Source organism: Pseudomonas sp. 1 (assembly GCF_056626735.1).
On sequence record NZ_JBWXMQ010000011.1, the window covers coordinates 167800 to 192083 of the forward strand.

Annotated in this window: 20 protein-coding genes and 5 tRNA genes; 17 read left to right on the forward strand and 8 right to left on the reverse strand. The window is 60.2% G+C overall.

Annotated elements, in window-relative coordinates; all coding sequences use genetic code 11:
* Positions 1-42: 42 nt before the first annotated feature.
* Entirely contained in the window at positions 43-837 is a 795-nt protein-coding gene (locus AC1MDC_RS18045; RefSeq protein ID WP_234204788.1) for an exodeoxyribonuclease III, read from the forward strand.
* Positions 838-937: 100 nt separating this feature from the next.
* Positions 938-1765 (forward strand): arylamine N-acetyltransferase family protein, encoded by an 828-nt coding sequence (locus AC1MDC_RS18050; protein WP_480393442.1) that lies wholly within the window; start codon positions 938-940, stop codon positions 1763-1765.
* Between the two features lie 3 nt (positions 1766-1768).
* Here the strand turns inward: AC1MDC_RS18050 and AC1MDC_RS18055 are convergent, their stop codons facing one another.
* The gene (locus AC1MDC_RS18055) at positions 1769-2086 is read right to left on the reverse strand and encodes a BrnA antitoxin family protein (protein WP_480393443.1); all 318 of its coding nucleotides are present in this window, start codon (positions 2084-2086) and stop codon (positions 1769-1771) included.
* A gap of 349 nt (positions 2087-2435) precedes the next feature.
* Here AC1MDC_RS18055 and AC1MDC_RS18060 point away from each other — a divergent pair, with 349 nt between their 5' ends.
* Entirely contained in the window at positions 2436-3956 is a 1521-nt protein-coding gene (locus AC1MDC_RS18060; protein ID WP_085703507.1) for a nucleobase:cation symporter-2 family protein, read from the forward strand.
* A gap of 122 nt (positions 3957-4078) precedes the next feature.
* Here AC1MDC_RS18060 and AC1MDC_RS18065 read toward each other — a convergent pair.
* From AC1MDC_RS18065 to AC1MDC_RS18075, 3 genes are all read right to left on the reverse strand, one after another.
* A tRNA-Asn gene (locus tag AC1MDC_RS18065) sits at positions 4079-4154 on the reverse strand.
* A 69-nt stretch (positions 4155-4223) separates the two neighbouring features.
* Positions 4224-4424 (reverse strand): hypothetical protein, encoded by a 201-nt coding sequence (locus AC1MDC_RS18070; protein ID WP_065257405.1) that lies wholly within the window; start codon positions 4422-4424, stop codon positions 4224-4226.
* 112 nt (positions 4425-4536) lie between these two features.
* On the reverse strand, positions 4537-5733 hold the full coding sequence (locus tag AC1MDC_RS18075; protein ID WP_480393444.1) for an amino acid aminotransferase: 1197 nt from the start codon (positions 5731-5733) through the stop codon (positions 4537-4539).
* A gap of 336 nt (positions 5734-6069) precedes the next feature.
* On the opposite strand from AC1MDC_RS18075, the gene uvrB reads away from it, so the two are divergent.
* Positions 6070-8085, forward strand: coding sequence for an excinuclease ABC subunit UvrB (gene uvrB / locus AC1MDC_RS18080; protein WP_085700166.1), 2016 nt, complete (start codon positions 6070-6072; stop codon positions 8083-8085).
* Between the two features lie 60 nt (positions 8086-8145).
* On the opposite strand, the gene AC1MDC_RS18085 is transcribed toward uvrB, so the two are convergent.
* Both AC1MDC_RS18085 and AC1MDC_RS18090 read right to left on the reverse strand, forming a co-directional pair.
* A complete protein-coding gene (locus AC1MDC_RS18085; protein ID WP_480393445.1) occupies positions 8146-9696 on the reverse strand; it encodes an MDR family MFS transporter in 1551 nt (516 codons plus the stop codon).
* Positions 9686-10735: an HlyD family secretion protein gene (locus AC1MDC_RS18090; RefSeq protein WP_085700164.1), complete on the reverse strand. Its 1050-nt coding sequence runs from the start codon at positions 10733-10735 to the stop codon at positions 9686-9688. Before AC1MDC_RS18090 ends, AC1MDC_RS18085 begins: the two co-directional genes overlap by 11 nt.
* 230 nt (positions 10736-10965) lie before the next feature.
* Here AC1MDC_RS18090 and gltX point away from each other — a divergent pair, with 230 nt between their 5' ends.
* From gltX to AC1MDC_RS18140, 10 genes are all read left to right on the forward strand, one after another.
* A complete protein-coding gene (gene gltX, locus AC1MDC_RS18095) occupies positions 10966-12447 on the forward strand; it encodes a glutamate--tRNA ligase (RefSeq protein ID WP_085700163.1) in 1482 nt (493 codons plus the stop codon).
* A gap of 202 nt (positions 12448-12649) precedes the next feature.
* Positions 12650-12725 (forward strand) — tRNA-Ala (locus AC1MDC_RS18100).
* Positions 12726-12804: 79 nt separating this feature from the next.
* Positions 12805-12880 (forward strand) — tRNA-Glu (locus tag AC1MDC_RS18105).
* Positions 12881-12933: 53 nt separating this feature from the next.
* Positions 12934-13009: transfer RNA gene (locus AC1MDC_RS18110), tRNA-Ala, on the forward strand.
* Between the two features lie 78 nt (positions 13010-13087).
* Positions 13088-13163, forward strand: a tRNA-Glu gene (locus AC1MDC_RS18115).
* Between the two features lie 183 nt (positions 13164-13346).
* On the forward strand, positions 13347-13886 hold the full coding sequence (locus AC1MDC_RS18120) for a TetR/AcrR family transcriptional regulator (protein WP_011333341.1): 540 nt from the start codon (positions 13347-13349) through the stop codon (positions 13884-13886).
* A 30-nt stretch (positions 13887-13916) separates the two neighbouring features.
* Entirely contained in the window at positions 13917-14750 is an 834-nt protein-coding gene (locus AC1MDC_RS18125; protein WP_085700162.1) for an alpha/beta fold hydrolase, read from the forward strand.
* Between the two features lie 47 nt (positions 14751-14797).
* Positions 14798-15259, forward strand: coding sequence for an acyl-CoA thioesterase (locus tag AC1MDC_RS18130; RefSeq protein WP_480393446.1), 462 nt, complete (start codon positions 14798-14800; stop codon positions 15257-15259).
* A gap of 35 nt (positions 15260-15294) precedes the next feature.
* Complete coding sequence (locus tag AC1MDC_RS18135) at positions 15295-16254, forward strand: tRNA dihydrouridine synthase (protein ID WP_085700160.1); 960 nt, start codon at positions 15295-15297, stop codon at positions 16252-16254.
* A 121-nt stretch (positions 16255-16375) separates the two neighbouring features.
* Positions 16376-16819, forward strand: a complete 444-nt coding sequence (locus AC1MDC_RS18140; protein ID WP_065261390.1) for an Hsp20 family protein — start codon at positions 16376-16378, stop codon at positions 16817-16819.
* 46 nt (positions 16820-16865) lie between these two features.
* Here AC1MDC_RS18140 and AC1MDC_RS18145 read toward each other — a convergent pair whose 3' ends face one another.
* Both AC1MDC_RS18145 and AC1MDC_RS18150 read right to left on the reverse strand, forming a co-directional pair.
* Positions 16866-20144 carry a bifunctional diguanylate cyclase/phosphodiesterase gene (locus AC1MDC_RS18145; RefSeq protein WP_085701271.1) on the reverse strand — a complete coding sequence of 1093 codons (3279 nt, stop codon included), beginning with the start codon at positions 20142-20144 and terminating at the stop codon, positions 16866-16868.
* Positions 20145-20212: 68 nt separating this feature from the next.
* Complete coding sequence (locus tag AC1MDC_RS18150; RefSeq protein ID WP_085701270.1) at positions 20213-21103, reverse strand: LysR family transcriptional regulator; 891 nt, start codon at positions 21101-21103, stop codon at positions 20213-20215.
* 140 nt (positions 21104-21243) lie between these two features.
* Here AC1MDC_RS18150 and leuC point away from each other — a divergent pair, with 140 nt between their 5' ends.
* The 3 genes from leuC (at position 21244) to AC1MDC_RS18165 (ending at position 24218) form a co-directional block, all read left to right on the forward strand.
* A complete protein-coding gene (gene leuC, locus AC1MDC_RS18155) occupies positions 21244-22662 on the forward strand; it encodes a 3-isopropylmalate dehydratase large subunit (protein ID WP_074687686.1) in 1419 nt (472 codons plus the stop codon).
* 10 nt (positions 22663-22672) lie between these two features.
* A complete protein-coding gene (gene leuD, locus AC1MDC_RS18160; RefSeq protein WP_085701269.1) occupies positions 22673-23317 on the forward strand; it encodes a 3-isopropylmalate dehydratase small subunit in 645 nt (214 codons plus the stop codon).
* 136 nt (positions 23318-23453) lie between these two features.
* Positions 23454-24218: a class I SAM-dependent methyltransferase gene (locus tag AC1MDC_RS18165; protein ID WP_085701268.1), complete on the forward strand. Its 765-nt coding sequence runs from the start codon at positions 23454-23456 to the stop codon at positions 24216-24218.
* Positions 24219-24284: the final 66 nt, after the last annotated feature.

Here is a 24284-nt window from a genome sequence, read left to right on the forward strand (position 1 = left end):
TGGTGTCACAGTTTTTATCGGTCAATGGCAGGAACCCGGACGATGAAAAAAATGCGCATTGCCACGTTCAACGTCAACGGCCTGCGGGCCCGTCTGCCGAATCTGCTGGAGTGGCTGAGGCGCGAGCAGCCGGACATCGTCTGTTTGCAGGAACTGAAACTGGTGGACAGCGCGTTTCCTGCCGCCGATCTGGAGGCCGGCGGTTACGGCGCCATCTGGCACGGTCAGGCGTCATGGAACGGCGTGGCAATTCTTGCCCGCGATGCGCAACCGCTGGAGAGCCGGCGCGGTCTGCCCGGCGATCCTGACGATAAACACAGTCGCTATCTCGAAGCGGCGGTGCACGGGGTGTTGGTGGGGTGCCTGTACCTGCCCAATGGCAATCCGCAACCGGGGCCGAAGTTCGACTACAAACTGGCCTGGTTCGAGCGCCTGATCAATTACGCCCGGGATCTGCAAAGCAGCGATCACCCGGTGGTGCTGGCCGGCGATTACAACGTGGTGCCCACGGATCTGGATATCTACAACACTCGATCCTGGCTCAAGGATGCGTTGTTGCAACCGCAAAGCCGCGAGTGCTACCAGCGATTGCTGGATCAGGGCTGGACGGATTCGTTGCGGCATCTTTATCCCGAAGATCGGCTGTATACCTTCTGGGATTATTTCCGCCAGCACTGGCAGAAGAACTCCGGGCTGCGGATCGACCATCTGCTGCTCAATCCCAAGCTGAGCCCTTATCTGCATGAGGCCGGTGTGGATGCCTGGGTGCGCAACGAACCGCATGCCAGCGACCACGCGCCGACGTGGATTCGCATCGACTCCCGTAAACGACGCTAAAAAGGTGATTGGTTAATTCAATTGTCGATTCGATGCCCGGATCCCGTATACATGGCGACCATCGGCGGAACGATCCGCGCCCATGCAAAAGGACCCGGCAATGAGCGAGCCACGCCTGACGAATCTGAAACAGTATCTGCAACGCCTGGGATTCGATGCGCCTCCGGCACCGACCCTTGAAACCCTGCGCCTGTTGCAATTGCGCCATACCGGCGCCTTTCCTTTCGAAAACCTGTCGACGCTAAGCGGCGAACCCGTTCTGATCGATCTGCCCTCCATCGAACGCAAGGTCTTTAACGACGCCCGTGGCGGCTACTGCTACGAGCTGAACAATCTGTTTCTGGCGCTGTTGCTGGAACTGGGGTTCGAGGCGCGGGGCATCAGTGGACGTGTGGTCATTAATCGGCCCGAAGGCAGCTGGACGGAGCGCACCCATCGCTTGAGTCTGGTGACCCTCGACGGCGTGCGCTACATCACCGATGTCGGCTTCGGCGGCATGGTGCCGACCGCACCGCTGGTGCTCGATACCGACGCCGAGCAATCCACGCCGCACGAACCGTATCGCATCGAAGTGCAGGCCGATGGCTACATGCTGCGGGCCAGGGTCGCTGGCGAATGGCGGCCAATGTACCTGTTTGACCTGCAACGCCAGGAAGACATCGATTACACCCTCGGCAACTGGTACGTCTCGACTCACCCGGACTCGCCATTCGCCCAGCGCCTGATGGTCGCGCGGACCGGCGACGGCTGGCGACGTACGCTGAACAACGGCAGTTTCGCGATCCACCGCATGGGCGCCGAGAGCGAGCGGCGTGAAGTGACGGATGTCGATGAACTGATCGAATTGCTGGAACGGGAGTTCGGCCTGCGCTTGCCGCACCAGCCCGGTGCGCGTCTGGCGCTGGCGCGCCTGATTCAGCCGGTTTGATGCCTAAGGTTTTGCCTCCGGCTCCAGCGCCCGCCGGATCTCGTTCACCGCTGCCGACAGTTTTTTCTCGAGGCTCTTGAGGTCGGTGGCGCTGAATTGCCCGATTGAATGTTCGAGTTCCTCAGTGGCGCCACGGCTGTCGAGCAACGCGCGGCGCAGGGTGTTGTTGATTACCGTCTGATAGCCGTAGCCCTCGCTTTCAGCGACCTCGCGCGCGGCTTCGATCACTGCGTCATCGAGCATGATGGTGATGCGGGTCTTGCCCTTGGTGGGCGCGATGGCGCCGCGTTTACCTTGGCTGAAATCGTACTCATCCTTCATTGATCACCTCTGCGCAAAGTTGCCCTCGCTCGCTGGGCTCGAATGCGTTGGCAGCATTCTTGCTTTTATCGAACTGAATCTTGAATGACTTCACTATGCATACTTTATATGTATAAAAAAGGGTGCGGCCGCGCCGTCGGTCGCCATGAACACTTCAGCCTGGGCGGATAAAACGTGGACTCGAATGAGGATGTGTTGCCGGATTTGTGGGGGATGAAAGCAGCGGGATAGAAGGTTGGGTGGCTAGCTAACCATTATGTGATTGATAAGTTGTATACAAGTCTATGGACATTTGTCCTGACTCTTGCATACAGTGTGCGCATAACAAAAACCAGGGAACTCCCCCACCATGAAAACGCCCCATGTTTCACACCAACGGCCCGAGGACGAGAATCTCGGGGTCGGCGCGAATATGGCTTACGGCCTGCAACACGTTCTGACCATGTATGGCGGTATCGTCGCGGTGCCATTGATCATCGGTCAGGCCGCCGGGCTTTCGCCTGCGGACATTGGTCTGTTGATTGCTGCTTCATTGTTTGCGGGGGGGCTGGCCACGTTGCTGCAAACCCTGGGTTTACCGTTTTTCGGATGTCAGTTGCCGCTGGTGCAGGGCGTGTCGTTCTCCGGCGTTGCCACTATGGTGGCGATTGTCAGCAGTGGCGGGGAGGGCGGCTTCCAGTCGGTGCTTGGCGCGGTGATTGCGGCGTCGCTGATTGGCTTGCTGATCACGCCAGTGTTTTCACGAATCACCAAGTTTTTCCCGCCGCTGGTCACGGGCATCGTGATCACCACCATCGGTCTGACGCTGATGCCGGTGGCTGCACGTTGGGCCATGGGCGGCAACAGTCACGCGCCTGACTTCGGCAGCATGCAGAACATCGGTCTGGCGGCGGTCACGCTGGTGCTGGTGTTGCTGCTGAGCAAAGTCGGCAGCTCCACTATCTCGCGTCTGTCGATCCTGTTGGCCATGGTGATCGGCACGGTGCTGGCGGTGTTCCTCGGCATGGCGGACTTCTCCAACGTCACCCAGGGCCCGATGTTCGGCTTCCCGACACCTTTCCATTTCGGCATGCCGACCTTCCACTTCGCTGCAATCCTGTCGATGTGCATTGTGGTCATGGTGACTCTGGTGGAAACCTCGGCAGACATCCTGGCAGTCGGTGAAATCATCGGCACCAAGGTCGACTCCAAGCGTCTGGGCAACGGCCTGCGGGCGGACATGCTGTCGAGCATGTTTGCGCCGATCTTCGGCTCGTTCACCCAGAGCGCCTTCGCCCAGAACGTCGGGCTGGTGGCGGTGACCGGGATCAAGAGCCGTTATGTGGTGGCCACCGGCGGTATCTTCCTGGTGATCCTCGGCCTGCTGCCGTTCATGGGCCGGGTCATCGCAGCGGTGCCGACCTCGGTACTCGGTGGTGCCGGTATCGTGCTGTTCGGCACCGTGGCGGCGAGCGGTATCCGCACGCTGTCCAAGGTCGATTATCGCAACAACGTCAACCTGATCATCGTCGCCACCTCGATCGGCTTCGGCATGATCCCGATTGCCGCACCGAACTTCTATGATCACTTCCCGAGCTGGTTCGCGACCATTTTTCATTCGGGCATCAGCTCGTCGGCGATCATGGCGATTCTGCTGAACCTGGCGTTCAATCACTTCACGGCGGGCAACTCGGATCAGCAGTCGGTGTTTGCGGCGGCAGAAGAGCGGACCCTGCGTTATCGCGATCTGGCAGCGCTGCGTGAAGGCGACTACTTCAGCGACGGCAAGCTGCATGACTGCGATGGCAATGAAGTGCCGGTGATCGATCCGGATTCGGATCACGTTCATGGCGCGCCAAAGGTACACGCCAAGAGCAGCGAGCACGTCTGACCGCTGTTGCTGAATAGAAAAGGGCCGATCAGTTGCGAAACTGATCGGCCCTTTTTATGGCGCCGACTTTTTCAATGCCCACAAAAAAGCCCCTGAATCTTTCGATTCAGGGGCTCTGTATTTGGCTCCACAACCTGGACTCGAACCAGGGACCCAGTGATTAACAGTCACTTGCTCTACCAACTGAGCTATTGCGGAATTGGTGCGTATGTTACTGATTTAAAAAGACTAGTCAAGCATTGGCGTGATTTTTTTACCGAACGGCTTTCAGCCACCGAAGGTAAAGGTCCCCATCAGCAGTTTTGCGTACAACGCCGTGGCCGCCAGTTGCACGAGCCACAAGGCCAGTCCGCCGAGAAACACCCCGGCCGCCACTTGCAGCACCAGGCTCTTTTCGCGTTTGCCCGAGGTGCGGGGTGGATAGTAGTCCAGCTCATCGCGGTCGGCGCGCAGGTCATCGTTTTTCATGTCGGCTCTCTGAAATATCGTCTTTGTGCAGTCTAGAGGGTGTAGCGGCATTTCTTCAGACAAATAAAAAACGGGAAGCCCGAAGGCTTCCCGTTTTCAGTGCGGCGCCGGATCAGATGACCTGAACGATGGCGTCTGTCACGGCTTCGATGTTGCTCTGGTTCAGCGCGGCCACGCAGATGCGGCCGGTGTCCAGGGCGTAGATGCCGAACTCGTTGCGCAGGCGGTGAACCTGTTCGGTGGTCAGGCCGGAGTAGGAGAACATGCCGCGCTGACGACCGACGAAGCTGAAGTCACGCTGCGGGGCTTTCTTCGCCAGCAGAGCAACCATCTGCTCGCGCATGCCGCGAATGCGCAGACGCATCTCGGCCAGTTCGGCTTCCCACTGGGCGCGCAGTTCCGGGCTGTTCAGCACGGCGGCGACCACGCTTGCACCGTGGGTCGGCGGGTTGGAGTAGTTGGTGCGGATCACGCGTTTGACTTGCGACAGGACGCGGGCGCTTTCCTCTTTCGATTCGCTGACGATCGACAGCGCACCGACGCGCTCGCCGTACAGCGAGAACGACTTGGAGAACGAACTCGACACGAAGAAGGTCAGGCCGGATTCGGCGAACAGGCGCACGGCAGCGGCGTCTTCGGCAATGCCGTCACCGAAACCCTGGTAAGCCATGTCGAGGAACGGCACGTGACCTTTGGCCTTGACCGCTTCCAGCACGTTGTTCCAGTCCGAAGGGCTCAGGTCGACGCCGGTCGGGTTGTGGCAGCAGGCGTGCAGCACGATGATCGAGCCGTTCGGCAGGGCGTTGAGGTCTTCCAGCAGGCCGGTACGGTTCACATCGTGGGTGGCGGCGTCGTAGTAGCGGTAGTTCTGCACCGGGAAACCGGCGGTTTCGAACAGCGCGCGGTGGTTTTCCCAGCTCGGATCGCTGATCGCTACAACGGCATTCGGCAGCAGTTGCTTGAGGAAGTCGGCACCGATTTTCAGTGCGCCGGTCCCGCCGACGGCCTGAGTGGTGACAACGCGACCAGCTGCCAGCAGTGGCGAATCATTGCCGAACAGCAGCTTTTGCACGGCCTGATCGTAAGCGGCGATGCCGTCGATTGGCAGGTAGCCGCGCGAGGCGTGCTGAGCGGCGCGAATGGTTTCGGCTTCGATGACGGCGCGCAGGAGTGGAATTCGCCCCTCTTCGTTGCAGTACACACCCACCCCGAGATTGACCTTATTGGTCCGGGTATCGGCGTTGAATGCTTCGTTGAGGCCCAGGATTGGATCGCGGGGTGCCATTTCGACAGCGGAGAACAGGCTCATTTTTACGGCAGCTCTAATGGAGAGTGGAGGGACGTGTGGCGCTCCAGCCGAATGCACTAGAGCGGTGCACAAACGGGGAGCTAGTATAGAGGCCATCATCGATCAATGGCGACAGGCGAATCGGCTTTTAAGGTAAGTTTTTCCGATTATTTCTCGACCGTTAGTCGAATGGATTTGTCAGAAGCTTTACCGGATGTAGGACGTTTGCCTTGAAAGGCGAGGCAATCGGCTCCACATTCAGCACAATCTTCGTTTTTCCTTGCGCGACATCGGTCGTTTGCGGTCTTTCTCGTGGGCCTGCGCTTTGTCGTCGGCGTCGCGACTCCAGAGGTGTTTATGTCTGAATTCCAGCTCGTCACCCGTTTCGACCCCGCCGGCGATCAACCCGAAGCCATTCGCCAGATGGTCGAAGGCATCGAAGCCGGGCTGGCGCACCAGACGCTGCTCGGGGTGACCGGGTCGGGCAAGACCTTCAGCATCGCCAACGTGATCGCCCAGGTGCAGCGTCCGACCCTGGTGCTGGCGCCGAACAAGACCCTGGCTGCGCAGTTGTACGGCGAGTTCAAGTCGTTCTTCCCGAACAACGCCGTCGAGTACTTCGTTTCCTACTACGACTACTACCAGCCCGAAGCCTATGTGCCGTCGTCCGACACCTTCATCGAGAAGGATGCGTCGATCAACGACCACATCGAGCAGATGCGGCTGTCGGCGACCAAGGCCTTGCTTGAGCGCAAGGACGCGATCATCGTCACCACGGTGTCGTGCATCTACGGTCTGGGCAGCCCGGAAACCTATTTGAAAATGGTCTTGCACGTCGATCGCGGCGACAAGCTCGATCAGCGTGCGCTGGTTCGGCGCCTGGCCGACCTGCAATACACCCGCAACGACATGGATTTCGCCCGGGCGACGTTTCGGGTACGCGGCGACGTGATCGACATTTATCCGGCCGAATCCGACCTCGAAGCGATCCGGATCGAGCTGTTCGATGACGAAGTAGAAAGTATTTCCGCGTTCGACCCGCTGACCGGTGAGGTCATCCGCAAGCTGCCGCGCTTCACCTTTTACCCGAAGAGCCACTACGTGACGCCCCGGGAAACCTTGCTCGACGCCATCGAGGGGATCAAGGTCGAGTTGCAGGAGCGCCTGGAATACCTGCGCAACAACAACAAACTGGTGGAAGCCCAGCGGCTGGAGCAGCGCACCCGGTTCGACCTGGAGATGATCCTCGAACTCGGCTACTGCAACGGCATCGAGAACTACTCGCGCTATCTGTCGGGCCGTCCGGCTGGCGCGCCGCCGCCGACCCTCTACGATTACCTGCCGGCCGACGCGTTGCTGGTGATCGACGAGTCCCATGTCAGCGTGCCGCAGGTCGGCGCGATGTATAAGGGCGACCGTTCACGTAAGGAAACACTGGTGGAATACGGTTTCCGCCTGCCATCGGCGCTGGATAACCGGCCGATGCGTTTCGACGAGTGGGAAGGGGTGAGCCCGCAGACGATCTTCGTTTCGGCCACGCCCGGCAACTACGAAGCCGAGCACGCCGGTCGGGTGATCGAGCAAGTGGTGCGACCGACCGGTCTGGTCGATCCGCAGGTTGAAGTACGCCCGGCGCTGACTCAGGTCGACGATCTTTTATCGGAAATCACCAAGCGGGTGGCGTTGGAGGAGCGGGTGCTGGTCACCACGCTGACCAAGCGTATGGCCGAAGACCTGACCGATTACCTGGCCGACCACGGCATTCGTGTGCGTTATCTGCACTCCGATATCGACACCGTCGAACGGGTCGAAATCATCCGCGACCTGCGTCTCGGCACGTTCGATGTGCTGGTGGGGATCAACCTGCTGCGTGAAGGCCTGGACATGCCGGAAGTGTCACTGGTGGCGATTCTCGACGCGGACAAGGAAGGTTTCCTGCGTTCCGAGCGCTCGCTGATTCAGACCATCGGCCGGGCGGCGCGTAACCTCAATGGCCGGGCGATTCTCTACGCGGATCGCATGACTGGTTCGATGGAGCGCGCCATCGGCGAAACCGAGCGCCGTCGCGACAAGCAGATCGCCTTCAACCTGGCCAATGGCATCACGCCCAAGGGTGTGTTCAAGGACGTCGCCGACATCATGGAAGGCGCCACCGTGCCCGGTTCGCGCAGCAAGAAGCGCAAGGGCATGGCCAAGGCCGCCGAAGAGAGCGCCAAGTACGAAGCCGAACTGCGCTCGCCGAGCGAGATCACCAAGCGCATCCGCCAACTTGAAGAGAAGATGTACCAGTTGGCCCGCGACCTGGAGTTCGAAGCGGCGGCGCAGATGCGCGACGAAATTGCAAAGTTGCGTGAGCGGCTGTTGGCCGTTTAACGGATCGTTCCCACGCTTTGCGTGGGAATGCGGTCCTGGACGCTCTGCGTCCGCTCAAGGTTAATGTGCCTCGCCGGCCTTCAGTCCGGCGGGTAGTTTCTTGGTGAGCAAGATCGCCAACATGCTGATCCCCAACGCAATCCCGACAAAATGAAACGCATCGTTGTAGGCCATGATCAGCGCCTGCTGATGAACGATCTCGCTTAATTTGCCCAGCGCCGCCGTGTCACTGCCGAACCGATCGGTCATCGACGCCAGGCGTTCGGCCACCTGCGGATTGGTCGGCACCACCGCTTCACGCAAGTAATCGAAGTAAGTCTTGGTGCGCGCGTCCAGCAACGTCGCAAGCAGGGCGATGCCGATGGCGCCGCCGAGGTTGCGCAAAATGTTGAACAGACTTGACGCCGAGCCCGCGTCCTGCGGCAGGATGTAAGCCGTGGCGATCAGCGAAATGGTCACCATGATCAGTGGTTGACCGAGGGCGCGGATAATCTGGATCTGATTGAACTGCGGCCCGGCGAAATCCGGGTTTAGCACGCCAGATGAAAAACTCGCCAGCCCGAACAGGCCAAAACCGATCGTGCACAGCCATTTTGGCGAGACGAATTTCATCAGCTTCGGCACCAGCGGAATCAGAAACAGCTGCGGCACGCCCATCCACATGATCACCTCACCGATCTGCAGGGCGTTGTAGTTCTGGATCTGTGCCAGGTACAGCGGCAACAGATAGATCGAGCCGTACAGCCCGACGCCCATGCCGAGGCTGGAAATACTCGACAGACCGAAATTGCGGTTGCGCAGGATGCCCAGGTTGATCAGCGGATTGGGCTTGGAGATCTGCACGATCACGAAGGTGATCAGGCTCAGCAGGGCGATGCTGCCCAGCGTCACGATCAGATTCGATTCCAGCCAGTCCTTGCGATGGCCTTCCTCAAGGAAAACCTGCAAGCAACCGAGGCCGACGCCCAGCGTGAGAATGCCGGTGTAATCGGTGCTTTTCAGCAGTTCCCAGTGCGCTTCTTTCTTCTCCAGGCCGTACATCAGCCCGGCGATCATGATCAGTCCCGGCGGGATGTTGATATAGAAGATGTACTCCCAGCCCCAGTTTTCCGTGAGCCAGCCGCCGAGGGTCGGGCCGATGGACGGGGCGAAGGTGGCGGTCATGGCAAACATGGCCATGCCTTTGGCCCGGTGGTGTTCGGGGAGTTTGATCAGCGTCAGGGTGAACGCCAGCGGGATCAGCGCGCCGCCGGTGAAGCCTTGCATGGCGCGAAACACGATCATGCTTTCCAGGCTCCAGGCCATCGAGCACAGCAGCGACGAAATCAGAAAACCCAGCGAAACCCACACCGCCAGCCGCCGGGCCGACAGCAACTGCACCAGCCAGGCGGTCAGCGGAATCATGATGATTTCCGCCACCAGATAAGACGTCGAAATCCACGAGCCTTCTTCCAGCGTCGCCGACAGGGCGCCTTGAATGTCCTTGAGCGATGAGTTGGTGATCTGGATGTCGAGCACCGCCATGAAGGCGCCGAGCATCACGCTCATCACGGCGATCCAGTCCCGCCGGGTCGGTTCGCCGGCCGGGCGGATCAGTTGGTCACCGGCCATTGTCAGGGGCGTCTTTGATATTCACGGTTGCGGTGACCGACATGCCCGGACGGATTTTGCCGTGCAGCGGGTTATCGGCCTTGAAGGTCAACTTGACCGGAATCCGCTGCACGACCTTGGTGAAGTTGCCGGTAGCGTTGTCCGGCGGCAACAGGCTGAACTGCGCGCCGGAGGCCGCGAACAGGCTGTCCACCCGCGCTTCGATCGGCGTATCGCCGTAGGCATCGAAGATCAGCTCGGCCTTCTGTCCCGGTTGCATGTGGCCGATCTGGGTTTCCTTGAAGTTGGCCTGGACCCAGATGTCCTCGTCCGGAACGATCGACAAAAGATAGGCGCCGGCCTGCACAACTTGCCCATTGCGGGCGGCGCGCTGGCCGATCAGGCCGCTGATCGGTGCGTGGATTTCGCTGCGGGTCAGGTTCAGTTCGGCCTGGGCAAGGTCGGCGCGGGCGTTGGCGATCTGCGCGTCGAGGCGTTTGATTTCGGCGGTCAGTGCATTGACCTGCTGGCGCTGGCTCTGGGCATCGGCTTGCGCCTTGGCCACTTGCGAGCGGGCGATGTGGGCTTCGGCAGAAAGGGTGGTGACACGCTCCTCGGAAACGTAGCCGGGTTTGCGCAGGGTTTCTGCCCGCGACAAATCCACCTGCGAGCGGCCGAGTGTCGCCTGGGTGCTGGCCACCTGTGCGTCGCTGGCGGCGATCAGGCTGGCTTGCTGGGTCAGTTTGCTCTGGGCTTGCAGGCGCTCGGCCTCGCGGGTGGCGAGGGCGGCGTTGGCCCGATCGACGGCAAGGCGAAAGTCATTGCCTTCGAGACGGATCAGCAGTTGGCCTTTTTCCACGTGCTGATTGTCCTGCACCAGCACTTCGTCGATACGCGCGCTCAACTGGCTCGACACACGGGTGATTTCACCCTGGACATAAGCGTTGTCGGTGCTTTCATAAAAGCGGCCCTTGAAAAACCAATGGGCGAAAAAGCCCCCGGCAATCAACAGGACCAGCAACAGGAAAATGAACAGGCGACGCTTGAGTTGGGCAGGCATGGGCAAACTGTAGTCGAGGAATTGTAAGGAAAGTTATCAGCAGGCGAATCTGGCATACAGCCGATGAGCGGTAAATGCCGTCTGTTGATAATCGGCCATTCATCACGACCAACGGGCGTTCCAGACGCAACCTTGGCTTAAATGCCCTGCCCGCTGGAGCGGGGCGGGTGTCGCCTGTTACCATTCGCCGCTTGATTGTTCTTTGCTTTTCATTCTTTTCGAGACATGCCATGACCACCGTCCGCACTCGCATCGCGCCATCGCCTACCGGGGATCCCCACGTAGGTACCGCTTACATCGCACTGTTCAACTACTGCTTTGCCAAGCAGCACGGCGGTGAGTTCATCCTGCGGATCGAAGACACCGATCAGTTGCGTTCGACCCGCGAGTCCGAACAGCAGATCTTCGACGCTTTGCGCTGGCTGGGTATCGACTGGAGCGAAGGCCCGGACGTCGGCGGCCCGCACGGTCCATACCGTCAGAGCGAGCGCGGCGACATCTATCAGAAGTACTGCCAGCAACTGGTCGACATGGGCCACGCCTTCCCGTGCTTCTGCACCGCCGAAGAGCTGGATCAGATGCGCGCCGAGCAAATGGCGCGCGGCGAAACCCCGCGTTACGACGGCCGTGCGCTGCTGCTGTCCAAGGAAGAAGTCGCCCGTCGCCTGGCTGCCGGCGAACCCCACGTGATCCGCATGAAAGTGCCGACCGAAGGCGTCTGCGTGGTGCCGGACATGCTGCGTGGCGACGTCGAGATCCCGTGGGATCGCATGGACATGCAGGTGCTGATGAAGACCGACGGCCTGCCGACGTACTTCCTGGCCAACGTGGTCGACGATCACCTGATGGGCATCACCCACGTGCTGCGCGGTGAAGAATGGCTGCCGTCGGCGCCGAAACTGATCCTGCTCTATGAATACTTCGGTTGGGAACAACCGCAGCTGTGCTACATGCCGCTGCTGCGTAACCCGGACAAGAGCAAGCTGTCCAAGCGCAAGAACCCGACCTCGGTGACGTTCTACGAGCGCATGGGCTTCATGCCGGAAGCGATGCTCAACTACCTGGGCCGCATGGGCTGGTCGATGCCGGACGAGCGCGAGAAGTTCTCGCTGCAGGAAATGGTCGACAACTTCGACCTCAAGCGTGTGTCGCTGGGCGGGCCGATTTTCGACATCGAGAAGCTGTCGTGGCTTAACGGCCAGTGGCTGCGTGATCTGCCGGTCGAAGAGTTCGCTGCTCGTGTACAGAAGTGGGCGTTCAATTCTGAATACATGATGAAGATCGCGCCGCACGTTCAGGGCCGTGTCGAAACTTTCAGCCAGGTTGCACCGCTGGCCGGATTCTTCTTCGCCGGTGGCGTGAATCCGGATGCCAAGCTGTTCGAGTCGAAAAAGCTCTCGGGTGATCAGGTTCGTCAACTGATGCAGTTGATCCTGTGGAAACTGGAAAGCCTGCGTCAGTGGGAGAAGGACAGCATCACCGCGACGATTCAGGCGGTGGTCGAATCCCTCGAGCTGAAGCTGCGTGATGCGATGCCGTTGATGTTTGCGGCGATCACCGGTCAGGCGAGCTCGGTGTCGGTGCTTGATGCGATGGAAATCCTCGGGCCGGACCTGACCCGTTTCCGTCTGCGCCAGGCGATTGACCTGCTGGGCGGCGTGTCGAAGAAAGAAAACAAAGAGTGGGAAAAGCTGTTGGGCGCCATCGCCTGATTGGGTTTGACTCTGCAGGATGCGCCGCAGGTCAGGATCTTTTGATCCCGTCCTTCGGCGTTTTCTCCCGAATTTCCGGGGGGAGGGCGGTAAGTGATTGTAATGCCGACAAAAAATTTTGAATTTTTTCAAAAATAAGTTTGACAGCCTTTCGATACGCCCTTAAGATTCGCCCCGTCCTCAGCGATGACATCAACGATGAGGGGCTATAGCTCAGCTGGGAGAGCGCTTGCATGGCATGCAAGAGGTCGACGGTTCGATCCCGTCTAGCTCCACCAATTTACACTTCGAAGCCTGGCCACGCCGGCTTCGAAGCGATCAACACTCAGCGTTGATCAGTTGTATAGAAGGGTTTGCGTCCCCTTCGTCTAGTGGCCTAGGACACCGCCCTTTCACGGCGGTAACAGGGGTTCGAGTCCCCTAGGGGACGCCAGTTTTACAGAAGCGATGTTGCAAGATGTCGCTCCGCCGAGAGGCGAAAAATCCGGGGCTATAGCTCAGCTGGGAGAGCGCCTGCATGGCATGCAGGAGGTCAGCGGTTCGATCCCGCTTAGCTCCACCAATTTACAGTTCAAGGTCTGGCCACACCGGCCTTGAATCGATCAGTACTCAGCGCTGATCAGTTGTATAGAAGGTTTGTGTCCCCTTCGTCTAGTGGCCTAGGACACCGCCCTTTCACGGCGGTAACAGGGGTTCGAGTCCCCTAGGGGACGCCACGATTACCCGCTCTGCGGGATTTTATAAGGGTCATTCAATTATTGAATGGCCCTTTTGTTTGTCTGGCGTTTGGCCAAATCCTCTTTTTCCTTAACACTGTGCTTCAGACCAGCGGTCACGCTTGTGACTTGCGGAATATTATTATGAGAATAATATTGCTATCGTAATATTCGGAGGCGACGATGAACGACAAGAAAGCTCAAACCCGCGAACGCATTCTCAAGGCCGCCAGCGCTGCACTGATCCAGCGCGGCCCCGCTGAACCGAGCGTGGGCGAAGTGATGGGCGCTGCCGGCCTGACCGTCGGTGGCTTCTACGCACACTTCGAAAGCAAGGACGCAATGATGCTCGAGGCGTTCAAGCAATTGCTCGGTCGCCGTCGCGACCTGATTGCGGACATGGACAGCGAACTGACCGGTGAAGAGCGCCGCGCCCTGGTGGCTGCGTTCTACCTGTCGCGCAAACATCGCGATTCCAGCGATTCGGCGTGCCCGATTCCGGCCTCCATTGGTGAGCTGGGCCGTCTGCCAGAAGCGTTCCGGATCGCATTGAACGAACACCTGGAATTGATGATTGCGCAGTTGGCCGCAACGCCGGAAGACACCGATAAAGCGTTGGCCGACGTGGCCTTGATGGTAGGTGGTCTGGCGCTCGCGAGGGCGTTGGGCCCTGGGGATTTATCCGATCGATTGCTGCGCGCTGCCAAGTCGGCGGTGCGTTGACCTGAAGGCTACAAGCCCGAGGAGAGAGCGATGAGCACGTTGAAGTGGGTTCGTGGCGTTAATGGCACCTTGGGCTGGTTTGCACCGAAACTGGTGGCGAGCAAAATGCGGCTGGCGTTCATGACGCCGCGCGCGAATGCGCCGCGGGACTGGGAATTGCCGCTGCTGGAGAAATCCGAGCGCATCACGTTGCGTTTCGGTCTCTCGGCCCTCCGTTGGGGGCAAGGCCCGACTGTCTTGCTGATGCACGGCTGGGAAGGGCGGCCCACCCAGTTTGCCGCATTGATCACGGCGCTGGTCGAAGCGGGTTACACCGTAGTCGCGCTGGATGGCCCGGCCCACGGCCGCTCGCCGGGGCGCGAAGCCAATGTGGTGTTGTTCGCTCGTGCGATGCTTGAGGCCGCTGCAGAGTTGCCACCGTTGCAAGCGGTCATTGGCCACTCCATGGGTGGTGCCAGCGCCATGCTCGCCGTGCAATTGGGCTTGCGCACTGAAACCCTGGTGAGCATCGCCGCTCCGGCGCGAATCCTTGGTGTTTTGCGCGGATTCGCCCGCTACGTCGGTATGCCACCCAGAGCTCGTTCCGCGTTCATTCGTCAAGTCGAGCAGGACGTTGGCATGCGCGCAGCCACGCTCGATGTCGCCCACTATCAACTGGATATGCCAGGCCTGATCGTACATGCCGAGGACGACACTTTCGTCCCGGTCAAGGAATCCCGACTGATCCACGAATCCTGGTTCGACAGCCGCTTGCTGCGTCTGGAAACCGGCGGCCATCAGCGAGTGCTGGCCGACCCTCGGGTGATTGATGGTGTGTTATCACTGCTGGCCGGGCGAAGCCTTCAGGCGCGGCAATCGGCGTAGTCATCCGTTACACTGCCCCGGTTGATTAATCTGACCGGGAGTAGGGCATGGGCTGGGATCGGGCGACGCCGTTTACCATTGATCTGCAAGTGGGCGCCGAGGACATCGACGGGCTGGGCCACGCCAACAACGCGGTGTACGTGACCTGGCTCGAGCGCTGCGCCTGGCGCCACTCGCAGCGCCTGGGTCTGGATCTGGTCGAGTACCGGCGTCTGGATCGGGCAATGGCCGTTGTACGACACGAAATCGATTACCTGGCGGCCGCCTACGAGGGCGACGAGCTGCAACTGGCGACCTGGATCGTCGATTGGGATCATCGCCTGAAAATGACCCGTCACTTCCAGTTGATTCGCCCCAGCGACAACGCCACGCTGCTGCGCGCCCAGACCACCTTCGTCTGCATTGAGCTGTCGACCGGCAAGCCCAAGCGCATGCCCACCGAGTTCATCGAAGGCTACGGCCCGGCCATACAGACGGCGGACATGGGTTTAACCCGCGAAACCCAGTAAACTGCCGCACGTTTTTCCTTGAGTGTGTGTTTCCCATGCAAATTGCTCTGGCGCCGATGGAAGGGTTGGTCGACGACATCCTGCGCGATGTCCTGACCCGTGTCGGCGGTATTGACTGGTGCGTGACCGAGTTCATTCGGGTCAACGACCAGTTGCTGACCCCGGCCTACTTCCACAAGTTCGGCCCTGAACTGCTCAACGGTGCGCGCACCGCTTCAGGCGTGCCATTGCGCGTGCAATTGCTGGGTTCCGATCCGGTGTGCCTGGCGGAAAACGCGGCACTGGCCTGCGAGTTGGGTTCTGAGGTGATTGACCTGAACTTCGGCTGCCCCGCCAAGACCGTTAACAAGTCCCGTGGTGGTGCGGTTCTGCTCAAGGAGCCGGAACTGCTCAACCAGATCGTCGAGCACGTCCGTCGCGCTGTCCCTGCGCACATTCCGGTCACTGCCAAGATGCGCCTGGGGTTCGACAGCCCCGATGGTTCGCTGGTATGCGCCACGGCGCTGGCCGAGGGCGGTGCCGAGCACATCGTGGTTCATGCCCGGACCAAGATGGACGGCTACAAACCGCCGGCGCATTGGGAGTGGATTCCGCGTGTGCAGGACGTGGTCAAGGTGCCGGTGTTCGCCAATGGCGACATCTGGAGCGTCGAAGACTGGCGTCGCTGCCGGGAAATCAGCGGTGTCGAAGACATCATGCTCGGTCGTGGCCTGGTGTCGCGTCCGGATCTGGCCCGTCAGATCGCCGCCGCTCGTGCCGGCGAGGAAGTCGTCGAGATGACCTGGTCCGAGCTGCTGCCGCTGATCCAGGACTTCTGGCTGCAAGCCAAGGCACAGATGACCGCGCGTCAATCGCCGGGCCGCCTGAAGCAATGGCTGGCGATGCTGACCCGCAATTACTCCGAAGCCACCGAGCTGTTTACCGTGCTTCGCCGCGAAACTGAACCGGATCAGGTCTCGCGTTTGCTGGGCTTGCCGGTCGCCGAAGCGGCCTGAAAAAAATCTTCAAATCGTCTCTTGAAAACAAAATGCAGGTCCCTATCTAAGGGTTACGCGATGCCGAATTCGGGTCGCGGAGACAAAAAAACTTGCTGATTGTTTTCAGGAGATTTGAACCATGAGTACTGCATTTTCCCTCGCTCCACTGTTCCGTTCCTCGGTAGGTTTCGACCGTTTCAATGACCTGTTCGAAACCGCCCTGCGCAACGAGCCAGGCAGCAGCTATCCTCCTTACAACGTCGAAAAACACGGTGACGATCAATACCGCATCGTCGTGGCGGCGGCCGGTTTCCAGGAAGAAGACTTGGAACTGCAAGTCGAGAAAGGTGTGCTGACCATCAGTGGCGGCAAGCGTGACGCGAACGAAGGCGTCACTTTCCTGCACCAGGGCATCGCCCAACGTGCATTCAAGCTGTCCTTCCGCCTGGCCGATCACATCGAGATCAAGGCTGCCGACCTGCGTAACGGTCTGTTGAGCATTGACCTGCTGCGAGTGATCCCGGAAGAAGCGAAAGCCAAGCGCATCCCGATCAACGGGGCGGAGAAGCCGGTCCTGCAATAAGCCGACCGGGAAGAAGGGCGCCGAAAGGCGCCCTTTTTTGTGCCCGTCATTCCAGCAATCCTTTCAACCCCTCCAGCGGCAACGGCCGGCTGTGCAGATAACCCTGATACAAATGGCAACCCAGCCCCTGCAGGAAGGCCAGCTGTTCCGGGGTTTCCACGCCTTCGGCGATCACTTCCAGTTCCAGGCTGCGGGCCATGGCGACAATGGCGCGGATGATTTCGGCGTCGTTGGGGTCGCTGGTGGCGTCACGGATAAACGATTGATCGATCTTCAGCGTGTCCACCGGCAATCGCTTCAGGTAGGTCAGCGATGAATAGCCGGTGCCGAAATCGTCCATGGCAAAGCTCACGCCGAGTTTTTTCAGGCGACGCATTTTGCTGATGGTGTCTTCCAGGTTCTGGATGACGATGCCTTCGGTAATTTCCAGTTTCAGCAGTGAGCAGGGCAGGCCGTGGCTGCTCATGCTGTGCTCGATGCGCTCGACGAAGTCGTTCTGGCGGAACTGCCGGGGGCTGATGTTCACGCACAGGGTGAAGGCCAGAGGATCGATCAGCTGTTCGGCGATCAATTGCTTGAAAGCTTCGCACGCCTCATCGAGGATCCAGGTGCCGACCTCCAGAATCAGCCCGCTGTCCTCCAGGACCTTGATGAATTCGGCGGGCGATTGCGCGCCGAGTTCCGGGTGGTTCCAGCGCACCAGGGCTTCAGCGCCGATGATGCGATTGTCCCGGGCGTCGATCTGCGGTTGGTAATGAACGTCGAATTCACCCCGGGACAGCGCCAGGCGCAGGTCGGTCTCCATGCGCAGCCGTTCGCTGGCCGCTTTCTGCATGGTGTTGTGGTACATCTGCGTGGTATTTCGTCCGGAATCCTTGGCGCGGTACAGCGCAATGTCGGCACGTTTGAGCAGATCGGTCGGCGTCGAGCCGTGATCGGGAATCAGCGCCACGCCGATGCTCGGCGTCACTTGCAGGCGCTGGCCGTCGAGGAACATCGGCTCCGACAGCAACTCGCGAATGGTGTCGGCCAGCTCGCGCACCTGGGCGCTGACTTCATTACGCGTGCCTTCCAGACCACTGAGCAACACCACGAATTCATCGCCACCCAGTCGCGCCACGGTGTCTTCCATGCGCACGCTGGCTTCAAGGCGCGCGGTGATGATTTTCAGCACCGTGTCGCCGACCGGGTGACCCAGTGAGTCGTTGATGTGCTTGAAGTGATCCAGATCGAGAAACAGCAGCGCGCCGCGCAGGTTGTGGCGCTTGAGCAGGGCGATCTGCTGGCTCAGTCGATCCATCAGCAGCGCGCGGTTGGGCAGGTTGGTCAGCGGATCGTGATAGGCCAGGTGGCGGATCTGCGCCTCGGCGTTCTTCAGCAGGCTGACATCCCGGGCCGTGAGCAACAGGCAGGCGGTTTCATTGAGGGTGATCGGTTCGACCGAGACTTCCACCGTCAGTATCTCGCCGCGCTTGTTGCGCCCGAGCATTTCCTGATGATGCACGCGGCCCTTGATCTGAAGTTCGGCGAGCAGCGCCGAACGCTGTTTTTCCTCGGCCCAGATGCCGATCTGATACACGGTTTTACCCACCACTTCGTCGGCGCGGTAACCGGTCAGGCGGCAGAAACCGTCATTGACCTCCAGATAGCGCCCGGTGTCGCGTTCGGTGATGGTGATGGCGTCGGGGCTTGAGTGAAACGCCTTGGCGAATTTCTCTTCACTGGCCTTGAGTGCCGCTTCCGAGCGCTGTTGCTGAGTAATGTCGCGCAATGTGGTGACGATGCACGGCTGGTTGCCAACGCTGATCTGGCGGCTGGAAATCACGCAGGTCAGCGACTGGCCGTCTTTGTGCTGGACGATGATCGCGACATTGCTCAGGCCCTGTTCGCGGATCACCCGTTCGATGCGTTGCAGACTTTTCGCCGAGGCGTCCCACAGGCCGATTTCTTCGGCGGTATGGCCGATCACATCGCTGGTGCTCCAGCCGAAAGTCTGGGAAAAGCTGGAATTGATCTCGATGAATTCCCCGGTTTCCTGGCGCGTCACGCATATCGGGTCGGGACTGACCTGGAACAGCGTGGCGAATTTCTCTTCCGAAGCCACCAGTCGTTGTTCGCGCTCGACCTGATCGGTGATGTCCAGCAGGGTGCCGGCCATCCGCAGCGGTACACCGTTGTCGTCGCGATAGAGGCGGGCGCGGCTTTCCAGGTAGCGCGAGCTGCCATCCGGCAGTTGCACGCGGTAAGTCAGCTGATAATTGCCCGCCGGGCCTTCGCGCAGGCTGCGATAGGCGTCGCGCATGCTGTCGCGCTCTTCGCCGGGGACGCCCTCGAAGAATTCTTCGAACGATTCATGAAATGGTTTCGGCTCAAGACCGTGCAATTGCGCGGCCCGGGCCGAGCCGTAGAGCATGCCGCTGGGAATGTGCCAGTCCCAGGTGCCGAGCTGTGCCGAATCCAGCGCCAGGTCGAGGCGTTCCTGACTGTCCTTCAGGGCATGCTCGGCGGCCTTGCGTTCGGTGGTGTCGAGAAAGGTGCTGAGCAGGTACGGCTGGCCTTCCAGTTCGACCTTTTGCGCGCTGAGGATGCCGTCGTGGATCTGGCCGTTGCTGGCGCGGAACTGCACCTCCATGCTGATCAGTTCGCCCTTGGCCTTGGTTTTCTTGACCAGCTCCGCCCGTTGTTCGGGATGGACCCACAGGCCCAGCTCCAGGGTGGTGCGACCGATGGCGCTCTGCACCGGCCAGCCGAACAAGCTTTCGAAATACTGGTTGGCCTCGCTGATCAGGCCGTCTTCCTGACGGGTCAGCAGCACCATGTTCGGGCACAGGTGAAACAGCGTGGCGAAACGTTTTTCAGAGCTGCTGAGCGCCTGTTCCCTTTGCCTTTGGTGGGTGATTTCTCGGATGACCCCGATCATTCGGGGCCGGCCGTGTTTGTCCGGCAGCAGGCTGCCGTTGATCTCCAGCCAGTGCAGGCTGCCGTCGGGCCAGCGGATGCGGTGATGCATCGCCTGTTCCAGCGGCGCGCCGGCGATGACCGCGTGGAAGGCGCGAATGGTTTTCGCCCGGTCTTCCGGCGGCAACAAGTCGAGGTATTCCAGGTCTTCGGGCAGCGGTTGCCGCGGGTCGAAGCCGAACAGGGCCTGAGTGCCGCGCGACCAGCTGATCTGCCCGCGCTCGATATCCCAATACCAGGCACCAAGCCGAGCGCCGTTGAGCGCCGCGAGCAATTGCGGCGCGCTCTCCCAGCTCTGCTCGGAACGCCGTGGATCAATGGCCTGAATACGCGGCATCGGCGGAATACGGTCAACAGATTTCGGCATTGTTAAGGGGCCTTGAGCTGATGTGGGCGTTTGGCACAGGGACGGCAGCTCTATAGGAGTAGCACAAGTTAGCCGAGAGTCCCTGGCAGATCGATTTGAGCGTCCAGCAGGGCCATAAATGCCCGTGCAGCATTCGACAGCGTCCTTTCAGTGTGCAGGATATAGCCTAGCTGGCGACGGAGCTGTATGCCCGGTAAAGGTATGCGCGCCACCTGTTCATCGAGCATCGTGCGCGGCAAAACGCTCCACGCCAGACCGATCGACACCATCATCTTGATGGTTTCCAGGTAGTTGGTGCTCATCGCGATGTTCGGCGTCAGGCCCTGAGCCTCGAACAGCCGTTGGACAATGTGGTGGGTAAAGGTATTGCCGCCGGGGAAAACTGCCGGATGACCGGCAATGTCCGCCAATGTGACGGCGCCGTTGCTGATCAATGAATGTTCGGGGGCGACCACGAAATCCAGCGGGTCATCCCAGACCGGCGTGGCCTTGACCAGCGTATGTGGTTCCGGCGCGAGCGTGATGACCGCCAGTTCCGCCCGGCCGTGAAGAATTTCTTCGTAGGCCACTTCCGAATCGAGGAACTGAATATCCAGCGCAACCTGTGGGTAGCGGCGAGTGTATTCCCTTAATAAGGGCGGCAAGCGGTGCAGACCGATGTGGTGACTGGTGGCCAGGGTCAGGCGGCCCGTGACTTCGCCGGTCAGGTTGGTCAGGGCGCGGCGGGTGTCATCGAGCACGTTGAGAATCTGATAAGCCCGTGGCAGCAAGGCGCGGCCGGCCTCGGTCAGGCCCACTTCACGACCGAGCCGGTCGAACAGTCGCACATTCAATTGCTGCTCCAGCCCGGCGATGCGTTTGCTGATGGCCGGTTGCGTCAGGTGCAGGCGTTCACCGGCGCCGGAGAAGCTTCCGGTTTCGGCAATCGCGATAAAAGCGTTGAGGTTGGCCAGGTCCATGTTTGTATTCCAGCTGGTTATCCAAAGCATAAAAAATATGAATTTGAGTTATTTAATCTAACCCCATAGGATCGGCCTCACAAGCCAAAGGGTTATTGATAAGCCCAGGGCATAGAAACAAGCTGATGAGGAACCGTCTGATGGCCGGCAAAACGCTCTACGACAAGCTCTGGGATTCGCATTTGGTCAAGCAGCGCGACGATGGCTCGGCGCTGATCTATATCGATCGTCACATCATTCACGAAGTGACCTCGCCGCAGGCCTTCGAAGGCCTGCGTCTGGCCGGGCGCAAGCCGTGGCGCATCGATGCCAACATCGCCACCCCGGACCACAACGTACCGACCACCCCGGAGCGCAAGGGCGGCATCGAAGCCATTGCCGACCAGGTCTCGCGTTTGCAGGTTCAGACCCTCGATGACAACTGCGATGAATACGGCATCGTCGAGTTCAAGATGAATGACGTGCGACAGGGCATTGTCCACGTGATCAGCCCGGAGCAGGGCGCGACCTTGCCGGGCATGACCGTGGTCTGCGGCGACTCGCACACCTCGACTCACGGCGCGTTCGGCGCCCTGGCTCACGGTATTGGCACTTCCGAGGTCGAGCACGTACTCGCCACCCAGTGCCTGGTCGCCAAGAAAATGAAGAACATGCTGGTGCGCGTCGAAGGCCAGCTGCCGTTCGGCGTGACCGCCAAGGACATCGTCCTCGCCGTCATTGGCAAGATCGGCACGGCTGGCGGTAACGGCCATGCCATCGAGTTCGCCGGCAGCGCGATCCGTGATCTGTCGATCGAAGGCCGCATGACCATCTGCAACATGTCCATCGAAGCCGGCGCCCGCGTGGGTCTGGTAGCGGCGGACCAGAAGACGGTGGATTACGTCAAGGGTCGTCCGTTCGCACCGAAAGGCGCCGAGTGGGATCTGGCGGTCGAGTCCTGGAAAGATCTGGTGTCCGACGCCGACGCGCATTTTGACACCGTGGTCGAGCTCGACGCCGCGCAGATCAAGCCGCAGGTCAGCTGGGGCACTTCGCCGGAAATGGTCTTGGCCGTTGATCAGAACGTGCCGGACCCGGCCAAGGAAATGGATCTGGTCAAACGCGACTCAATCGTCCGCGCCTTGAAATATATGGGTCTGACCGCCAATCAGGCGATCACCGACATTCAGCTCGATCGCGTATTCATCGGCTCCTGCACCAACTCGCGCATCGAAGATTTGCGCGCTGCCGCGGTGATCGCCAAGGGCCGCAAAGTTGCGTCGACCATCAAACAGGCCATCGTGGTGCCGGGTTCGGGTCTGGTGAAGGCACAGGCTGAAGCCGAAGGTCTGGACAAGATTTTCCTGGAAGCCGGTTTCGAGTGGCGCGAGCCGGGTTGCTCGATGTGCCTGGCGATGAACCCGGACCGTTTGGAGTCCGGCGAGCACTGTGCGTCGACCTCCAACCGTAACTTCGAAGGCCGTCAGGGCGCCGGTGGCCGTACCCACCTCGTCAGCCCGGCCATGGCCGCTGCGGCGGCGGTGAACGGTCGTTTCATCGACGTTCGTGAATTGATCTGAGGAGCGCAGCATGAAAGCTTTTACCCAGCACACCGGCCTTGTCGCACCTCTGGATCGTGCCAACGTCGACACCGACCAGATCATCCCGAAGCAGTTCTTGAAATCGATCAAGCGCACCGGCTTCGGCCCGAACCTGTTCGACGAGTGGCGTTACCTCGATGTGGGTCAGCCGTATCAGGACAACTCCAAGCGCCCGCTGAACAAGGAATTCGTGCTCAACGCCGAGCGTTATCAAGGCGCCAGCGTGTTGCTGGCCCGCGAGAACTTCGGTTGCGGTTCCAGCCGTGAGCACGCGCCGTGGGCGCTGGAAGAATACGGGTTCCGCAGCATCATCGCGCCGAGCTACGCCGACATCTTCTTCAACAACAGCTTCAAGAACGGTTTGCTGCCGATCATCCTGAGCGACGCAGAGGTCGACGAGCTGTTCAAGCAGGTCGAGGCCGAGCCGGGCTATCAGTTGCAGATCGATCTGCAAGAGCAGACCGTGACCAGCCCGAACGGCAAGGTCTATCGCTTCGAGATCGATGCCTTCCGCAAACACTGCCTGCTCAATGGCCTGGACGACATCGGCCTGACCCTGCAGGACGGCGATGCGATTGCCGCGTTTGAAGCCCGGCATCGCGCGAGCCAGCCGTGGTTGTTCCGCGACGCGTGATTGATTCGAGATGATGTAGTCAGGGCTGGCCCCTTCGCGGGCAAGCCCGCTCCCACATTTGAAGTGCATTCCCCTGTGGGAGCGAGCTTGCTCGCGAAAAGGGCAGTTCAAACAACATAGGAATCAGGATGTGACCATGACCAGCACCGCCCACAGTCAGGTTGTACAAAAGCAATTCGGTGAGCAGGCCGCCGCCTACCTGAGCAGCGCCGTTCACGCTCAAGGCACTGAATTTGCGCTGCTGCAGGCTGAGCTGGCGGGGCAGGGCGAGGCGCGGGTGCTGGATCTGGGTTGCGGCGCCGGGCACGTGAGTTTTCACGTTGCTCCGTTGGTGAAGGAAGTGGTCGCGTACGACCTGTCGCAGCAGATGCTCGACGTGGTCGCCGCCGCTGCCGTTGATCGCGGATTGAGCAACGTGTCCACGGTCAACGGCGCCGCCGAGCGTCTGCCGTTTGCCGATGGCGAATTCGACTTCGTGTTCAGCCGCTATTCGGCGCACCACTGGAGCGACCTCGGCGTGGCCTTGCGCGAAGTGCGCCGGGTGCTGAAACCGGGCGGCGTGGCGGCATTCATTGATGTGCTGTCGCCGGGCAGTCCGCTGTTCGACACCTATCTGCAGAGCGTCGAAGTGCTGCGCGACACCAGTCATGTGCGCGATTATTCGGCCGGTGAGTGGTTGCGCCAGGTCAGCGAGGCCGGTCTGCACACACGCAGCACCACGCGTCAGCGCCTGCGTCTGGAGTACAGCAGCTGGGTCGAGCGCATGCGCACGCCAGAAGTGATGCGCGCCGCGATCCGCCAGTTGCAGCAATCGATGGGCAACGAAGTGCGCGAATATTTTGAGATTGAGGCCGATGGATCGTTCAGTACAGATGTACTGGTGCTCTGGGCCGAGAAATAAACTTAGAACGACAAGCATTTTTCCGGGCGCGCCAGTCGATGGCGCACCGATTGAAGACACGAGGAA

What these genes read in the sequence shown, in the direction of transcription:
- uvrB (WP_085700166.1), top strand. Translation starts at nt 6,070, where the DNA reads ATGTCTGAATTCCAGCTCGTCACCCGTTTCGACCCCGCCGGCGATCAA.
- AC1MDC_RS18130 (WP_480393446.1), top strand. Translation starts at nt 14,798, where the DNA reads ATGGGCTGGGATCGGGCGACGCCGTTTACCATTGATCTGCAAGTGGGC.
- AC1MDC_RS18085 (WP_480393445.1), bottom strand. Translation starts at nt 9,696, where the DNA reads ATGGCCGGTGACCAACTGATCCGCCCGGCCGGCGAACCGACCCGGCGG.
- AC1MDC_RS18145 (WP_085701271.1), bottom strand. Translation starts at nt 20,144, where the DNA reads ATGCCGAAATCTGTTGACCGTATTCCGCCGATGCCGCGTATTCAGGCC.
- gltX (WP_085700163.1), top strand. Translation starts at nt 10,966, where the DNA reads ATGACCACCGTCCGCACTCGCATCGCGCCATCGCCTACCGGGGATCCC.
- AC1MDC_RS18120 (WP_011333341.1), top strand. Translation starts at nt 13,347, where the DNA reads ATGAACGACAAGAAAGCTCAAACCCGCGAACGCATTCTCAAGGCCGCC.
- leuD (WP_085701269.1), top strand. Translation starts at nt 22,673, where the DNA reads ATGAAAGCTTTTACCCAGCACACCGGCCTTGTCGCACCTCTGGATCGT.
- AC1MDC_RS18140 (WP_065261390.1), top strand. Translation starts at nt 16,376, where the DNA reads ATGAGTACTGCATTTTCCCTCGCTCCACTGTTCCGTTCCTCGGTAGGT.
- AC1MDC_RS18050 (WP_480393442.1), top strand. Translation starts at nt 938, where the DNA reads ATGAGCGAGCCACGCCTGACGAATCTGAAACAGTATCTGCAACGCCTG.
- AC1MDC_RS18150 (WP_085701270.1), bottom strand. Translation starts at nt 21,103, where the DNA reads ATGGACCTGGCCAACCTCAACGCTTTTATCGCGATTGCCGAAACCGGA.
- AC1MDC_RS18070 (WP_065257405.1), bottom strand. Translation starts at nt 4,424, where the DNA reads ATGAAAAACGATGACCTGCGCGCCGACCGCGATGAGCTGGACTACTAT.
- AC1MDC_RS18165 (WP_085701268.1), top strand. Translation starts at nt 23,454, where the DNA reads ATGACCAGCACCGCCCACAGTCAGGTTGTACAAAAGCAATTCGGTGAG.
- AC1MDC_RS18060 (WP_085703507.1), top strand. Translation starts at nt 2,436, where the DNA reads ATGAAAACGCCCCATGTTTCACACCAACGGCCCGAGGACGAGAATCTC.
- AC1MDC_RS18125 (WP_085700162.1), top strand. Translation starts at nt 13,917, where the DNA reads ATGAGCACGTTGAAGTGGGTTCGTGGCGTTAATGGCACCTTGGGCTGG.
- AC1MDC_RS18045 (WP_234204788.1), top strand. Translation starts at nt 43, where the DNA reads ATGAAAAAAATGCGCATTGCCACGTTCAACGTCAACGGCCTGCGGGCC.
- AC1MDC_RS18090 (WP_085700164.1), bottom strand. Translation starts at nt 10,735, where the DNA reads ATGCCTGCCCAACTCAAGCGTCGCCTGTTCATTTTCCTGTTGCTGGTC.
- AC1MDC_RS18135 (WP_085700160.1), top strand. Translation starts at nt 15,295, where the DNA reads ATGCAAATTGCTCTGGCGCCGATGGAAGGGTTGGTCGACGACATCCTG.
- leuC (WP_074687686.1), top strand. Translation starts at nt 21,244, where the DNA reads ATGGCCGGCAAAACGCTCTACGACAAGCTCTGGGATTCGCATTTGGTC.
- AC1MDC_RS18075 (WP_480393444.1), bottom strand. Translation starts at nt 5,733, where the DNA reads ATGAGCCTGTTCTCCGCTGTCGAAATGGCACCCCGCGATCCAATCCTG.
- AC1MDC_RS18055 (WP_480393443.1), bottom strand. Translation starts at nt 2,086, where the DNA reads ATGAAGGATGAGTACGATTTCAGCCAAGGTAAACGCGGCGCCATCGCG.